We start from the raw sequence: 15,303 nt of genomic DNA, 5'->3' as shown, positions 1-15,303 counted from the left end.
CCGGTCGCGAGACCCCGACACGGTGCTCTCCGCCTTCACCGCATCATACGACGTCCTGCACGTCCTGCACGTCCTGCACGTCCTGCACGTCCTGCACGTCATGGCGCACGGCGATCATACTGTCACGCCGACGTTCAGCAGCACAGACGGCAAGGTCGAAATCTCGTTGGAGCACCTGGGAGAAGCCGCGGCAAACCAGAGCAAGGGCATCTCGACGAGCGCCATCATCGCGGACGGCTGCAAGACCGGCACCGGCGTATGGCAGAAGGCGGTGCGGGACTGCCTTCAGGGAGAAGTGACCTACATCGGCACCTCCGGCGTCATCGGCTGGCACGAGAGCGGTGTCTTCTGCTCCGCTTGACGGAGACTTGTACGAGCCAGCCGTAGTGGACGGGCGACCGGTGCGGTCCAGACAGGGCATCGCTGTCCCCCACATCCGGTCAGCGCAGGACGCTAGCTGCTCTCGACGCCTCCACCCCGTCGGGCGGCGGGTTCGGGCCGGTTCGGCTTCGAACCTACCCCACCTCCGCCCGGGCCGACTGGCATTGGGCGCTGACATTTTCACGGCCCTGAACCACCCGGACGCCGCCACCGTCCGCGCCAACTTTAGCTCCCGTGAGCGAAGCGTGCCCTACCAGGTCGTTGGGCATGTCCCTGCGACGCGGCGGGTCCAACCTCGCCGCGTCGCAGGGTGTCCGCCCCGCCGTCGATGTGGCGCTACCGGTCACCGGCACCGGTGGGGCGGGGCGGCGCGTCAGCACCAGCCGTTGACCGGGTTAGCCGCTCCGGTGTAGTGGTACGCGTCGGGGATCCAAGTGCCGTCGGTGAGCCGGTTCCACAGGGCGGTGGTGCCCCAGCGGCCGGTATGGGAGGTGCCGTTGGACGAGCAGGCCACTGCCGCCGTGGCACCGTCCGCGATCGAACCGACGACCCCGTACCCGGTGCCTGGCCCGGACCGCCGGCTGACCGACGTGCCGCCGTTGCTGTCGACGATGCCCTCGGTGAAGCCGAGCGCGCCGTAGTTGTAGAGCGTGCCCTTGACGTTCACGCGCTTTGATCCGTGCAGCGCGTAACCCTCGTAGGCGGTGCTGCCCTCTCGCGGCACCCACTTGCCGAGGTTGTGGGTGGCGACCGCGACGTACGCGCTGTTCTGCCGCAGCCCCAGGTGCACGTGCCGGCTGCTGGCGGAGCCGCCGCAGGTGATGTCGGTGCCGGTGTTGCCGAGGAAGGTGCCCGCCGAGACGGAGGCACCGTCGACGTTGATGTTGTTCCAGAGGTGGTAGTAGTCCGTGGCGTACCCCCGGTCGTGGACCACCCGGATCCAGCCCTTGCACATCGTGTACGCGGTGCCGGCACGCACGGCCAGCACCCGCTCGTCACCGCCGTAGAGGTCGATGGAACTGAACGGTCGCGGGGAGCCGGACCAGCCGTGTGGGCCGCCCCGGAGGATCCAGGACTGGCCAACGGTGAACGGCAGGCGCATGCCGGTGCGGAAGTCCCCGTTGGCGGCCATCGTCTTGGGCGCGGTGAAGGTGTCCCTCTCCTGCTCAGCGACGACGGAGACGGGCGCGGCCGCAATCAGTTCGGCGAAGGTGGCTTCGCCCTCGAAGGCGACCTGCCAGCCGCCGCGCTGCTGACGGGCGACGAAGAGCCAACCGGACGGGTGGAGATCCTCTCCCTGCGGGGCGACGAGCACGGCGGTGCCGAAGGCCCAGGCCCGGCCGTCCTTGCGGGTGACGTTCACCCGGGTGTCCGCCACATCGGCGGTCCGGAACGCCTGGTCCGCCGCGACTGCGGCATCCGCGAGCAGCTTCTGCTGTACGGCGGTGGTGACATCGTTGGCCGGCGCGGCGTGGGCGCCGCTCGGCACGGTGCTGGTCATGGTGACAACGAGCAGGGCCGCCGTGGCGGTACCGATCCAGCGTCGAGTAATGATCATGTCCTCTCCAGAGGGGGTTGAGAGGCTGACATAGATTCGAACGACGATATACGAAAGATCGACATACGTGCATGAAGAAGGATCGTCGTACTGTTGGACGGCTCGGCCTCGCACTTTCCGTGGCCACCTCCGCCGACGCCGTCCCCCGGGGCCGCTCACCTCGCCTCAGACTCGGCCTCTTCGGTGTAGAGGGCTCGATTGAGGCGTCGGTCGCCGCCACGGTTGTGTCGGTGTCGAGTGGTGTTGCCGGATGAGGTCGGTAGCGGTGATGCGTCGGCAAGGGCGGCGAATGCGACCTCCGAGCGGATGCGTCACCGCTTCCACGCCAGCGACAGTGAGGCGGACCCGGCCAGTAGCGGCTCACCAACGCCGGGAAGTACCAGCACCTCCGGCGGGCAGGGCAGACGCTCGCCGAAGACGGTGTCGATCTGTATCTGGCCGTCCGGTACTTCCGGTGCGGTGAACGGAACGACGAGGTGGCGCCCGTCGGCGCGTTCGTAGGTCCAGATCGCGGGCTCGGTGATCCGGTCTGGGTGCAGCCCCGGACCCGGGTCGACTCGGACCGCGTTCTTGGCGTCGTCGAGCCCTGCCTGGGCGTTGGCGCTGCCGCTGTCGCTGTCGCTGGTGATGATGTGCGGGAAGTGCATGCAAGTTCTTTGAGCTGCCTGCGGGAGGTGATGCCGAGCTTGCGGAAGATGCTGCGCAGGTGGGCTTCGATCGTGCGCGGCTCAGGAACAGCTGTGCGCCGACCTCCGGGAGCTCGCTCCGGTGGCGACCAACCGGGCGATGTGCAGCTCATGGACGGTGAGCGCGTCGGTCGGCTGAGCGGCGCGTTTTCGTGGGTGTTCACCGGTGGCGCGTAGTTCGCGGGCGGCACGCTCGGCGAACGCCTCCGCACCCATTCGGACAGCAGCTCGTGGGCGGTGCGAAGTTGTTCGCGGGCCTCCCGACGGAGGCCCTCGCGGCGCAGCCACTCGCCGTAGACGAGATGGGTACGAGCGAGGTAACCGCCCATCCGGCTGTGCTTGAGCTGCGCGATCGCCTCGCGGTACTGATCCTCGGCTGCCGATCCGGTGCTCGTGAACGCCTCTGAGCGCGCCGCCATTCGTATGGTGGCCCGGGCCGACGGGTGATGAATACCCCCGGTATCTGTGGTCTCGGCGATCTGCCGTTGCGCGTGGGTGATGGGCCCGGCCGCCAGGGCCGCGTTCGCCGCACCGAAGGTCAGCGGTGCCTGCTGTCTGAGTTCACCCGCTACGCTTCACCGCCCCACCCGCCGCCGTCGCGGCATTCCTGGCCGACGCCGTCGGCTGGCGTTGGGCATTCTGGCTGCTGGCTCCCCGCCCGATGCTCGGGACGCTGGCCATGCGAGCTTTCGCTCGGCGACCGGTGCCGGCCTGAGCACGTAATGCTCAACCGGTGTGGCGTGTCCGATCCAGCTTCCAGCGCACTTGGAATGTCAGCGCCGCGGCCATCAGCACCGCCGGGACCACGGTGAAGCCGATCAACAGGGCGGTGTGGGCGGACTCCGGCTGCGTCACGGTCTGCCCCTCGGTGGTGGAGATGAAGCCGCCCAGGGCGAGCACGGCCGAGTACACGTACGGGCCGATTGCGGTGCCGGTGGCTTCGGTGGCAGTCCAGACACCGGTGTAGGCGCCGGCCCGGACGGTACCACGCTGCTCGGCGGCCGCGACCGCATCCGGGACCATCGAGAACGCGAACAGCTGCAGCCCGGCGAACGCGATGCCCAGGACGCCGACCACCGCGACAGCCGGCCCGGTGCCGTAGCCGAGCAGCGGCGCCAGCGAACCGGCCACGAAGACCGCCTGGCAGATCAGCAGGCCACGCTGCTTGCCGATGCGCCGGGACACCTGCATCCACATCGGGCCGGCGACGACCGCTGGACCGAGGAACGCCCCCATGAACACGGCGGTCAGCCCAGAGTTCTCGAAGACGTACTTGGTGTAGAACGGTAGCGCTGCGAGGAACAGGTGAGTAGTGGTGCCGGTGAACAGGTAGGACAGCACCAGCGCGCGGAAGTCGGGGTCCCACCAGGCGACCGCGATGTCACCGATGGTCGAGTGGGCCGCCTGCTGGTCGGGCGTCCGGAAACCGGCGTGGGCGGTGAGACGCCGTACCCCGGTCAGTGCGACCAGCCCGGAGATCACCATGACGCCGCAGAGCAGCAGGGCCATCCGGCCGTAGTCGCCGCGCTGTCCCGACTCCACCAGCGCCGGTGCGGCCACACCGGCACCAAGCAACCCGAGGGTGAGGAAGAGCATCCGGAACATGAACACCCGGGTGCGCTCGTGGTACCCGACTCGAAGATCGGACGGGGTGGTCAGGTAGGGCACCTGGAAACACGCGAAGAGCAGGTTGCCGGCGATGAACCAGCCGCCCACCCAGAGCGCCGCCGATGCGCCGGAGAAACCGGCGGGCACCGAGAACATCGCCACCATGGCCACCGGAAGCAGCAGACCGACCCGCAGCATGCCGAGCCGGTGTCCGCTGCTGCGCGCTTCCCGGTCGGATCGGCTGCCCAGCATCGGATGCACGATGATGTCGATGATCTTCGGCAGCAGCAGGGTGAGACCGGCCAGGAACGGCGAGACACCGAGCGTATTGGTGAGGAAATAGAGCAACAGCAGGCCGGGAACGGTCACCCAGACGCCCATCCCGACCGAACCGGTGGCGTACGCGATCAGGTCACCTGCCCTGGTCCGCACCTCGCCCGCCGCCCCACGCAGCGCCGTCATCGGGTCGCCTCGTGCCGTGCGACCACACCCGCGGCCAGCTCGGCGCCCTGGAACGCGCCGGAGCGGACCCGGCCGGCGAGGGTGCGCGCCACGATCCGATCGGTCAGCGCGGGCAGGTGACGGGCCAGGAAGAACTCGACCGCGCCCCGCCGGGTGGTGGGTAGATCACGGCGAGGACGACGACTGAGCGCGGCGCGCAGCACGGTCCGGACCACCCCGTCCAGCGGCTCGTATCGGCTCATGCCCTCCAGCGAGAGCCCGGCCGCGGCCGTCGAGTCGTGGATCGGGCTTCGTACCGCCGACGGGTACACGCAGGTGACGCCGACATGGGTGCCGAGCTCCAGACGCAGCGCGTCCGCGTACGCGACCAGGGCGCGTTTGGAGGCACCGTACGCAGCGGCCAGCGGCAACTGCATGACGGCCATCCGCGAGCTGAGCATGACTATCCGGCCACCAGAGGCGACCAGCGCGTCCACACATGCGGCGGTGACCCGCCAGGTGCCCAGCAGGTTGATGTCGAGCTGGCGGCGTACTTCCGCGCCCGGCGCCAGTTCGGCCGGGGCGGGCCCACCGATCCCGGCGTTGTTGATCAGCAGGTCGAGCCCACCGAGCTGGTCAATTGCTCTGCGTACCACCGCCGGCACCGCGTCGTCGTCGGTGATGTCGCAGGCCAGGACCCGGACCGGGTCATCGGCGCGGGGGGCCAGGTCCAACCCGACGACCTGGGCCCCCAGCTCGTCCAGCCGGGCACAGATGGCCCGGCCGAACGTGCCGGAGGCACCGGTGACGAGGACACGCAATCCGCGGGGGTCTCGGGCGCTCAAACCACACTCTCCTCGGCGGTGAAGGTGCGTCCGCCCCGGGCGAGGCGATTCCGGCCAGCCGCGATCTCCCTGGGCAGGTCGGCGACGTACCGGTCGAAATCGATACGCATGTGCGGCCGCGCGTTCGTGCCCCACCGCTCGATGGCGGCGCGCAAGGCTCGCTGCACGGCGTGCCGCTGTTCGTCGATGCCGGGCAGGGCATAGCCGCCGGAGAGATACGCGGCGACCAGTTTGGCCTGGACCTCCACGACCGGCAGAGCGGCACCGGTGGACTGCATCAGGCCGACGAATGCCAGGCTGGGGTCGTCGAGATGGAAGACCCGCTGGTACAGCGGCAGCTGCTGGGGGTCGGGGCCCAGCCATTGAGGGGACAGGAACGGGATACTCACCCGGTACCCGGTGGCCCAGACGATCACGTCGACCGGGTCGGCGCTGCCGTCGGTGAACATCACCCGTTCCCCGTCCAGCCGTTCGATGCCGGGACGTGGGGTCACCTCGCCGTGGGTGAGCCGGTGCAGGATCGTGTCGCTGATCGTCGGATGGTTCTGGAACAGGCCACCGGCCGGGGCGGGTAAGCCGTACCTCTGCGGGGTCCCGACGGCGAGCCGCAACAGGGTCTCGGCGATGCGCTGCCGCAGCCGCCACGGCAGGGCGGCGAGGGCACCGCCGGTCGCGTCGGCCGGACGGCCGAACAGGTACTTGGGGACGATGTGGACGCCGCGCCGGGCGGAGAGCAGGACCGGCCCTCGAGCGACGTGCGAGGCGTCCACCGCGATGTCCATGGCCGAGTTGCCCATGCCGACGATCAGCACCCGCCGATCCCGGAAGACGTCCGGAGTGCGGTAGTCGTGGGCGTGCATCTGGGTGCCGTGGAACGTCCCCGGATAAGCCGGATCCGGATAGCGCGGATGCCAGTTGTGGCCGTTCGCGACCACCACGGCGTCGTACCGCTCGATGTCACCGGACTCGGTCGTCACCGCCCAGAGCCGGTCACGCTCGACGCGGGTGACCGTGCTCCCGAACCGGATGTGCGGAATGAGCCCGAACGACTGCGCATAGTCGGCCAGGTAACTGGCGACGCGACTGGCCGACGGATAGTCGGGCCAGTCCGCCGGCATCGGAAAATCCGCGAACTCGGTGCGGCGTTTGCTGGTGTTCAAGTGCAGGGAGGCGTACGCCGGAGACAGGCCGCTGCTGTTGTCCCTGACCCACAGGCCACCGGGCCGGTCACCCTTCTCGTACGCCACCACCGCACAACCGGCGTCGAGCAGCGCCTTCACCGTGGCGAGACCGGCTGCTCCCGCACCGATCACCGCCACCCGACTCGAAGAAACGGCCATGGTGCTCCTCGACGGTTGTAGCTTCCGCCAAACCGTAGGGCCTGGCACGGGGGCGAATACATGGCGTGGACCACGCAGTTTCGGGTTCTTGTTGTAGCGCACCACAACGGCGGGGAGCATGGCAGGATGACGCATCCGGACGGCTGGACGACGATGGTGGACCTGATCGAACGCGTCGTGGGCGATGACGAACTGCTGCCGTCGGTGGTCGCCGGAGTCCGTACCACCGTGCGGGAGGTCTCCGCACTGCCCACCTCCGACATCGCCGGGCACACCCGCGCTCTGCTGGTGGCCGCAACCCGCGCATTGGTCGCACGGCGCGGCCCCACCGAAGCTGAGCTGTCGTTCGTCGCGGACCTCGGTGTCACCCGTGCCCGGCAGGGCGTGCCGATCGAATCGGTGCTGGGCGCGATCCACTTCGCCGAGCGCGCGATCTGGGCCCGGGCCCGGGAACTCGCCCGGGACCAAGGCGTCAGCGCCGAGCAGCTGCTGGACGTCCGGGACCTTTACGACGACTGGGCCGAGGCCGTCCGGGCCCGACTGATCAGCGCGCATCGGGCTACCGGAGCCAGCACGGATCCGCTTCCCGGGAGCCGGGACACGGCACTGCTGCGGCGGCTGCTCCAGGGTGGTTCGGCGGCCACGCTGGCAGCCGCCGAGGCCGGTCTTCCGGTCACCGACGGGCTGTGGGTGCTCGTCGCCCGGCCCGGGGAAACCGCCGCCGGCATCGAACGAGCCGTACGCGAGCACCCGCCGGTGCTGTGCGCAACCGTGGACGACCTGATGGTCGGAGTCCTGTCCCGGGCTCCGTCCGCCCGCCTGAAGGAAATCGGGGCCGTGGCAGGGCTCGCCGGTCCGGCCGAACCGGAGAAACTCGCGCCGGTGCAGCGGCTCGCCACCGCGGCCCTGACCGCCGCCGAGTCCACCGGCCGCACCGGACTGATCCACATTGCCGATGTGGCCTGGCTGGCGGCGTTGACCGAGCGGGCAGACCTGGCAACGGTGCTGCTCGACCGGTACGCGCCCGCTTGGGCGGCACTCGGACCGACTGCCGAATCGGTGGCGCACGCCGTGCTCGCCTGGCTGGAGAGCGACCGCGATGTCGACCTCGCCGGGGCGAGACTTTTCGTGCACCCCAACACGGTTCGCAATCGGGTCCGGCGCTTCGCCGCCGTCACCGGCATCGACCCGGCGGGCACCTTCGGTGCCATGACCGCCTGGTGGCTTTGCCGAACCTGGCTGCGCGACGCGACCTGATCCCGCACCGTGCGGAGTTTGTCCAGGCTGGTCGCCGAGCGCGGCGGTGACGCGATCGCGGATGGTCGGCCGGGCCGGCAGTGGTCACTCGACCTCCCGGATCGGGTGTTGCTGGTCGCCGCGTACTGGCGCACGAACCTGACGATGCGGCAGATCGGCCCGCTGTTCGGGGTGTCGCACTCCGCAGCGCACCGGGTCATCGACACCCTCGGCCCGCTGCTCGCGTTGGCCCCGGTGCGCCGACGTCGGGTCAACCAGATCACCATCGTCGACGGCACCCTGATCCCGACCCGCGACCACCGGCTGGCCGCGCCGAGCAAGAACTACCGCTACAGCACGAACGTGCAGGTCGCCATCGACGCCCACACCCGCCTCGTCGTGGCCCTCGGCGACCCGCAACCCGGCAACCGCAACGACACCATCGTCTACCGCACCTCCGGCATCGACGCCAAGCTGGCCGGACGACCGGTCATGGCCGACGGCGCCTACCGAGGCAACCCCGAGGTGATCATCCCCTACCGCAAACCAACCGACGGCAGCGAACTACCCGCCTGGAAAGCCGACCTGAACAAGCAGCACCGCACCGTCCGAGCCCAGGTCGAACACGCCCTGGCCCGCATGAAGTGCTTCAAGATCCGGCGCGACTACCGTCGCGCCGTCCACACATTGACCGACACCGCATCCGGCATCGCCCACATCCACAACATTATCCTCGCCGGATGACACCAGCACCGTTGCCCGGCAACGCCTTCACCGAGTTACGAGACGTCATTCAGCTCGGGTTTTCGGGGGTAAACGGGGGGCGCCATCACCACGCCGCACAGCATCGTGGCGACCCAGCACCAGCCCAGCCGGCGACACGACGAACCGACCGGCTCATCCCGGTCCTGGAACGCCTCGCCGCCCACCCGAACCGGCAGCACACATCCCCAGCACCCAACGATGCACACCGATGACAAACTTCAATGCCACACCCGGTAAACGGGGGGTTTTCGGGGGACGGTTCAAAACCTCATAGAAGAAAGTCGAAGCCCTGACCGCGTTTCCGCAGGTCAGGGCTTCTCCTCTGTCGGGACGGCCGGATTCGAACCGACGACCCCTTGTAACGGAACGTAGCCATTCCAGACTTGTCACTGCTTGCCACGAATGGGCGTTGACCTGCAGAGACTGTGTCGATCACTAGTCTCGCCTTGTCACTGATTGTCAATCATCAGCCGGGGTTTTCGGGGGTAAACGGGGGGCGCCGTCGGCACGCAGCACGGTCATCCACACCATGGCAACCCTACGCCAGCCCATCGGCGACACGAAGCCGGACCGGGGCCGCAGCGCCGACCAAGTCGAACCGAGTCCGATATAGCAGGGATTCGGGACTCCACTCTCTGCCCAGATCCGTCACCGGCACCGAAGACGGACTTACACACGTCCCACCCGGCGATCGAGCCATGGGAGTTTGCGTCGGAGGCCCAACACGAACCAAATTCCCATATCCGCCAGTGGCTGATATGGATGTCATGTTGGCATAGCCACACGTGCCGGCCACCCGAAAACGCAGGCTGTTGCCCTGCCGGGGGCACGCAACTTTTCAAGATCACCTGGCACGCGATCTCGTTCGGGGCCGAACTAGGGTCGATGGTGATGGTTGGTATGCCGTGGCAGTGGATAGCCGCCGCGCGCCTGGCCCACCGCCGATTGGTCGGGCGCTGAATCTCCCTGGGCCAAATGCGAGCGGTGAATGTCCAGTCCGCCGGTTGTCGTGTCATCCGAGCCGCGATCAGGACCGGCTCGGCGGCCACGAGCGAGAAGCCCTGCCGCCAGTCACCGATTTGTCCAGCAGCATCTCCATGGGGCGTCCGTCGTCCTCCGCCTCGCCGGCCACCCACATGAGACGCCGGAGATCTGGCAGGGCCGGGCCGCCGCCCGGCCCTGCCGGCGTGTGCCTGCGTTCAGGACAGCACGCGAGGAGGCTCTATCGCACGGCAGCAGAGACGCGTACGCCGGTCAGCAGATCGCACAGCTGCGGCGGGCAGGCTGGGCCGGACCGGTACCGTGATGCTCGCTGCCCAGCTGCCCTGGCCGTACGCGTCTTGGCCGTTGCGCAGCGCCAGCGCGTCCGCGTCGTCGAGGATCGCCGCAGCGTACCCGGCGATGGACCAGTGCACCAGGTCGCTCGAGCGCATGATCGGGACGCTCGGCGCGAAGTACATCGTCGTGCTGACCATGTAGTAGTACCGGCCGTCGAAGACGACGTCCGGGTCGGGCACGTCCGCGAAGATGACAGGGTTGGTGAAGTCTGCCCCGCCCCGCCGTCGCGGATGTTCACGTTCGGTCGGTCCATCAGCGCAGCTCGAGCGCCACGGTGACGTAGGAGTGGGCGGGCAGGTCGACCTCGAGCCCCCGGGGATGGGGGCCCACGCCGGCATGGTCGGTGGGGGCGACGGCGTCGAGCTGCTCGGGGATGTTGTGCGCGTCGAGCGCGGTGGCGGTCAGCACCCGCGCGGTGTGCCCGACGACGTCGCGGCCGCGCAGGTCCAGGACGAGGGTGCGGTCCGTCTCGGCGTCGAGGTTGGACAGCGAGACCAGGGCGGTGTCGCCCTTGACCGACGCGGACGCCGAGACCAGCGGCAGCTCGGTCGCGTCGACGGCGCGAGTCTCGACGTCGCGCAGGTGAACCGCGAGGGCGGCGGCATCGTGGTGGCCGGTGTTCATAGCGAAGACGTGGTACGTCGGGGTGAGCACGAGCGCCCCCGTGTCGGGGTCGGTGAGGATCATGGCCTGCAGCACGTTGACGGTCTGGGCGATGTTCGCCATGACCACGCGCTCGGCGTGCCGGTGGAACGCGTCGAGGTGCACGGAGGCGACCAGGGCGTCGCGCAGCGTGTTCTGCTGGTACAGGAACCCGGGGTTGGTGCCCTTCTCCACGTTCCACCACGTGCCCCACTCGTCCACGACCAGGCCGACCTTGCGGTACGGGTCGTAGCGGTCCATGACCGTGGAGTGCCGGGTGAGCAGCTCCTCCATGCGCCGGGCGCGGGCCATGGTCACGTACCACTCGTCGGTGCTGAACCCGGTGGCGTCGCCCTTGTCCGACCACGACCCGGCCATCGTGTAATAGTGCAGCGACACGGCCTGGAACGGGCCCGCCGACCCGGCCGGGTCCGCCGCCAGGTCGTCGAACGAGCGCATGAGCGTCTCGGTCCAGTGCAGGTCGGCCTCGTTCGCGCCCGCCGCGATCCGGTACAGCAGGTTGCCGCCGTGGTTGCGGCAGTAGGTGGCGTACTGCCGGGCCAGAGACGCGAACTGCTCGGCGCGCAGGTTGCCGCCGCAGCCCCACGCCTCGTTGCCTAGGCCCCAGAACGGCACCCGCCACGGCTTCTCGCGCCCGTTCGCCCGCCGCAGCGCCGCCATCGGTGAGTCGTCCGCCCGGGTCAGGTACTCCACCCAGTCCGACATCTCCGCCACCGACCCGGACCCCACGTTCCCCGACACGTACGGGTCCGCACCGAGCAGCTCGCACAGGTCCATGAACTCGTGCGTGCCGAACGCGTTGTCCTCCACCACGTCGCCCCAGTGCGAGTTGACCATCCGCGGGCGGCTCTCGCGCGGGCCGATGCCGTCACGCCAGTGGTAGTCGTCGGCGAAGCAGCCGCCCGGCCAACGCAGGTTCGGGATCGAGATCGCCCGCAACGCCTCGACCACGTCCGAGCGGATGCCTCGCACGTTCGCGACCGGCGAGTCCTCACCCACCCAGAACCCGCCGTAGATGCACCGCCCCAGGTGCTCGGCGAAGTGCCCATACACGTGCCGGCTGATCGTGGCGCCGGGCAGGTCGAGGTCGATCACTGCGGTCGTGGTCGTCGTCATTGTCTCCCCATCAGTTGCGTGTTCCGTCATTGCATGCCTCAGCGAGGAGCTCGCGGAAGCCAGACCCGCATCGGGCCGGGGGCGCGGTTGCCCCAGGTCGAGAACGGGATCGCTGTCACCGTGTGCTCGTCGACGAGCTCGGTGGCGGTGTCGGGGTCGTAGAGGCCGGTGCCGCGTCCCGGTGATCGGGGATGCGGGGACAGGCGCGCAAGGCGGACGTGCGCCCATAGGTGCTCGACATGGTTTCCTTCGACCGAAACGGGCTAAACGGTGCGGGTGGTTGCACGGCCCTAAGCCCCACCGCGGGTGGAGCCACGTACCACGAGACGGACGGGCGCGACGACGTGCTCGGCCGGGCCGGTCCAGCCCGCCATCTGCCGGTGCAGCAGACCCACCGCGGTCTCAGCGACACCTTCATGGTTCGCGTCGACGGAGGTGAGGCCGGGCGGGACGAAGCTTGACATGTCGAGGTTGTCGAACCCGGCGAGCTGGACGTCGGTGGGCACCCGGAGCCCGCTCTCTGCCAGGGCCGCGACCGCGCCGAGCGCGACGACGTCGGTGACGGCGAAGACGCCGTCGAAGGGCAGACCGGACGCGATCACATCGAGCAGGGCATCACGTCCGGCCGCCGACGTGAACGTGGAGATGGGCACCACATAGCGTGCGTCGACATCGAGGCCGGCATCGCGATGTGCGCGCTCCCAGCCAATGCGGCGGTCCGACGTCATCATGTGCGCGGTGTCGAACGTGCAGCCCAACCCAACGATGCGCCGCGAGCCGTGCTCGATCATGTGCGCCGTCGCGAGGCGGGCGCCCTCTTCGTTCGCCAGCCGCACGTGGTTGAACCGGTCGGGCACGTCACGCTCGCCGAGCAGCACGATGGGCTTGGCGGTACGCACGCGGTCCAGCTGGTCGCGGTCGAGTCCGACGACGGACAGCAGGACGCCGTCGTAGAGCTGGAGTCGCGCGACGCTCAGCGCCGCCATCTCATGCTCGGGGCTGCCGCTCGTCCGCTCAAGGACGAGGTGCCGCCCCTCGGCCTCGATCAGCGGCGCGATCTTGTCGGAGACCTCACCGAAGTAGTCGTGGAAGCTCGGCACGATGAAGGCGACGGTGTCGGTCCGTCCCGCGCGCAGGTGGCGCGCGGTCAGGTTGACCTCGTACCCCAGCGCCTCGACGGCGGCCATGACACGGGCGCGCGTCGGCTCGTTGACCGGGAGGCGCTCATTGACGACGTTCGAGACGGTCATGACCGAGACGCCCGCCTCACGGGCGACGTCCGCCATCCGCACCACATATCCTCCTTATCGCGGCATTCTGCCAGCTCAGCAACGTCGTCTGGCGAGAAGCCCGCCACCCATCCACACGCCGGGGCGGGCCTTGACGCAACACGATCGACTCTCTACTTTAACGCTAAAATCCCGCTCAATATGAGGACGCCAAGCCCCAGCTCGCGTCGATATACCCACGAATTCCAGTCGAGGACGACCGGAACTGTTCTCAAGGGAGAGCCCTCGGTGCGTACCACAAGAACGAAGTTGTCAATTGTTGTCCTGGCTGCAGCCGTGTTAGTGGGACTTGTCGGATGCACCTCTGCCGACAACCCCGAAGACGACTCGGGAACGCTGACCCCCAGTGACCCCACGACGTTCACGGTCTGGATCACGTCGGCCCAGCAGGCCCCGGCACCCGAAAACAAGATCACCAAGCTGCTCAAGGACAAGCTCGGTGTCACCCTCAAGTACGAGATCGTCACGCCGGACAACGAGGACCAGAAGATCGGTGTCATGCTCGCCGGCGGTGAGTTCCCCGACCTCATCGGCACCGGCGACCTGAAGCAGCGTCTCCTGCAGGGCGGCGCTCTGCGGCGCCTGGACGACATGCTGGCCAAGGGGGATTACCCCAACATCGCCGAGCACGTCAAGGACGACATCAAGAAGATGAGCTACTCGGGCGACGAGGTGGACAAGGGCCTGTACATCCTCCCGAACTACAACCGCTTCTACGGCGACATCACGGGCGGCGTCTACTACGGTCCCGCGTTCTGGATCCAGAAGCGTGTGCTCGCGGACGCCGGCTACCCGGACCTCAGCAACATGACGCTCGACCGCTACTTCCAGCTCATCTCGAACTACAAGGCGAAGCACCCCCAGACCGCCGGCGCCCCGACCGTCGGCTTCGAAATTCTGGCGTCCACGGGCCGTGAGTGGGGCATGACTAACCCGCCGGCGCAGCTGGCAGGCTTCCCGAACAACGGTGGCGTCGTCGTCGACAGCAACAACAACGCGTCGATCTTCGCCGACAAGGACATCGCGAAGAACTTCTACAAGGTCCTCAACCAGCAGTACAACGCGGGTATCGTCGACCCCGAGTCCTTCACCCTGACGTTCGACCAGTACACCGCGAAGCTGGCCACCGGCACCGTCCTCGGCATGCACGACCAGGGCTGGAACTTCCAGACCGCCACCCAGTCGCTGCAGAGCGCCGGCAAGGACGAGTACACCTACGTGCCCCTCATGCCCGTCTACGACGGGGTGACGCCCTGGTACGCCGACCGCCCCGTCATGAACACCAACCAGGGGTTCGGCGTCTCGGTCTCCAGCAAGCAGCCGAAGAAGGCACTGAAGTTCCTCGACATCATGCTCAGCGAAGAGTGGCAGAAGACGCTCTCCTGGGGCATCGCTGGCGAGGACTACCAGGTCGGCGCCGACGGCATCTTCTCCCGCACGGACGAGCAGCGGAAGAACTACAAGGACCTCACCTGGCGTGCCTCCAACCGTCTCGATGCGCTGCTCGACATGCTGCCCAAGCGCAACGGCAAGTTCTCCGACGGCAACGCCTACAGCCCCGACGACCAGCCCGCCGAGTTCTACGCGACGCTGAGCGACTACGACAAGGACTTCATGGCGAAGTACGGCAAGAAGACCTGGCTTGAATTCGTGAACAAGGCGCCGGAGAACCCCAAGTACTACCCGGCGTGGAACCTCACTCTCTCCGACGACGCCAACCAGGTCAACCAGCAGCTGACCGACACCAGCGTGCAGAAGCTGCCGGGGATCATCGCCGGCCCGCCCGCCGACTTCGACAAGAACTGGCAGGCCTACGTCGACTCCATCCGCAAGATCGACGTCAAGGTGTACGAGGACGCAGTCACCGCTGGCATCAAGGACCGTCTGGCCAACTGGTAACAGTCTGCGAGCAGTCGTGGGGGGGGGGGGGGGGGGGGCCCCCCCCCCCCGCGCCGGGCCCCGCGCCCCCCCCCCCCCCCCCCCCGGGCCTACGGGAGGTAGAGGCCACCGCCGCGCCCCCCCCGCCCCCCCCCCGCG

12 protein-coding genes and 2 pseudogenes are annotated in these 15,303 nt (G+C 68.5%); 4 read left to right on the top strand and 10 right to left on the bottom strand.

Annotated elements, in window-relative coordinates; genetic code table 11:
* Positions 1-22: 22 nt before the first annotated feature.
* Entirely contained in the window at positions 23-361 is a 339-nt protein-coding gene (locus ACGFIK_RS14015) for a hypothetical protein (protein ID WP_327026628.1), read from the top strand.
* 393 nt (positions 362-754) lie between these two features.
* Here the strand turns inward: ACGFIK_RS14015 and ACGFIK_RS14010 are convergent, their stop codons facing one another.
* The 6 genes and pseudogenes from ACGFIK_RS14010 to ACGFIK_RS13985 all read right to left on the bottom strand — a co-directional run bounded on the left by ACGFIK_RS14010 (position 755) and on the right by ACGFIK_RS13985 (position 6,859).
* Positions 755-1,939 carry a peptidase M23 gene (locus ACGFIK_RS14010; RefSeq protein ID WP_327026629.1) on the bottom strand — a complete coding sequence of 395 codons (1,185 nt, stop codon included), beginning with the start codon at positions 1,937-1,939 and terminating at the stop codon, positions 755-757.
* Positions 1,940-2,124: 185 nt separating this feature from the next.
* Positions 2,125-2,250, bottom strand: a pseudogene (locus ACGFIK_RS14005) (transposase); the annotation flags it as partial.
* Positions 2,251-2,586: a hypothetical protein gene (locus tag ACGFIK_RS14000; RefSeq protein WP_393339553.1), complete on the bottom strand. Its 336-nt coding sequence runs from the start codon at positions 2,584-2,586 to the stop codon at positions 2,251-2,253.
* Positions 2,587-3,351: 765 nt separating this feature from the next.
* Positions 3,352-4,695 (bottom strand): MFS transporter, encoded by a 1,344-nt coding sequence (locus ACGFIK_RS13995; protein WP_393339550.1) that lies wholly within the window; start codon positions 4,693-4,695, stop codon positions 3,352-3,354.
* Positions 4,692-5,519 carry an SDR family NAD(P)-dependent oxidoreductase gene (locus ACGFIK_RS13990; RefSeq protein ID WP_393339547.1) on the bottom strand — a complete coding sequence of 276 codons (828 nt, stop codon included), beginning with the start codon at positions 5,517-5,519 and terminating at the stop codon, positions 4,692-4,694. The genes ACGFIK_RS13995 and ACGFIK_RS13990 overlap by 4 nt, the downstream gene beginning before the upstream one ends.
* On the bottom strand, positions 5,516-6,859 hold the full coding sequence (locus tag ACGFIK_RS13985) for an NAD(P)-binding domain-containing protein (RefSeq protein WP_327026632.1): 1,344 nt from the start codon (positions 6,857-6,859) through the stop codon (positions 5,516-5,518). The genes ACGFIK_RS13990 and ACGFIK_RS13985 overlap by 4 nt, the downstream gene beginning before the upstream one ends.
* Positions 6,860-6,985: 126 nt before the next feature.
* Here ACGFIK_RS13985 and ACGFIK_RS13980 point away from each other — a divergent pair, with 126 nt between their 5' ends.
* Entirely contained in the window at positions 6,986-8,116 is a 1,131-nt protein-coding gene (locus ACGFIK_RS13980) for a helix-turn-helix domain-containing protein (RefSeq protein ID WP_327026633.1), read from the top strand.
* A gap of 12 nt (positions 8,117-8,128) precedes the next feature.
* Positions 8,129-8,839, top strand: a pseudogene (locus tag ACGFIK_RS13975) (transposase family protein); the annotation flags it as partial.
* A gap of 1,220 nt (positions 8,840-10,059) precedes the next feature.
* On the opposite strand, the gene ACGFIK_RS13970 reads toward ACGFIK_RS13975, so the two are convergent.
* The 4 genes from ACGFIK_RS13970 to ACGFIK_RS13955 form a co-directional block, all read right to left on the bottom strand.
* Complete coding sequence (locus tag ACGFIK_RS13970; protein WP_327026634.1) at positions 10,060-10,536, bottom strand: family 43 glycosylhydrolase; 477 nt, start codon at positions 10,534-10,536, stop codon at positions 10,060-10,062.
* Positions 10,451-11,977 carry an alpha-L-arabinofuranosidase C-terminal domain-containing protein gene (locus tag ACGFIK_RS13965; protein WP_327026635.1) on the bottom strand — a complete coding sequence of 509 codons (1,527 nt, stop codon included), beginning with the start codon at positions 11,975-11,977 and terminating at the stop codon, positions 10,451-10,453. The genes ACGFIK_RS13970 and ACGFIK_RS13965 overlap by 86 nt, the downstream gene beginning before the upstream one ends.
* A 38-nt stretch (positions 11,978-12,015) precedes the next feature.
* A complete protein-coding gene (locus ACGFIK_RS13960) occupies positions 12,016-12,096 on the bottom strand; it encodes a hypothetical protein (protein WP_353505311.1) in 81 nt (26 codons plus the stop codon).
* Between the two features lie 171 nt (positions 12,097-12,267).
* Entirely contained in the window at positions 12,268-13,263 is a 996-nt protein-coding gene (locus ACGFIK_RS13955) for a LacI family DNA-binding transcriptional regulator (protein ID WP_126713122.1), read from the bottom strand.
* Between the two features lie 231 nt (positions 13,264-13,494).
* Here ACGFIK_RS13955 and ACGFIK_RS13950 point away from each other — a divergent pair, with 231 nt between their 5' ends.
* Positions 13,495-15,165, top strand: coding sequence for an extracellular solute-binding protein (locus ACGFIK_RS13950; protein WP_327026636.1), 1,671 nt, complete (start codon positions 13,495-13,497; stop codon positions 15,163-15,165).
* The last annotated feature ends 138 nt before the right edge of the window (positions 15,166-15,303 follow it).

The sequence above is a fragment of the Micromonospora sp. NPDC048871 genome (assembly GCF_043198155.1).
Classification (GTDB): Bacteria; Actinomycetota; Actinomycetes; order Mycobacteriales; family Micromonosporaceae; genus Micromonospora.
This window is presented reverse-complemented; position numbering and strand designations above follow the sequence as displayed.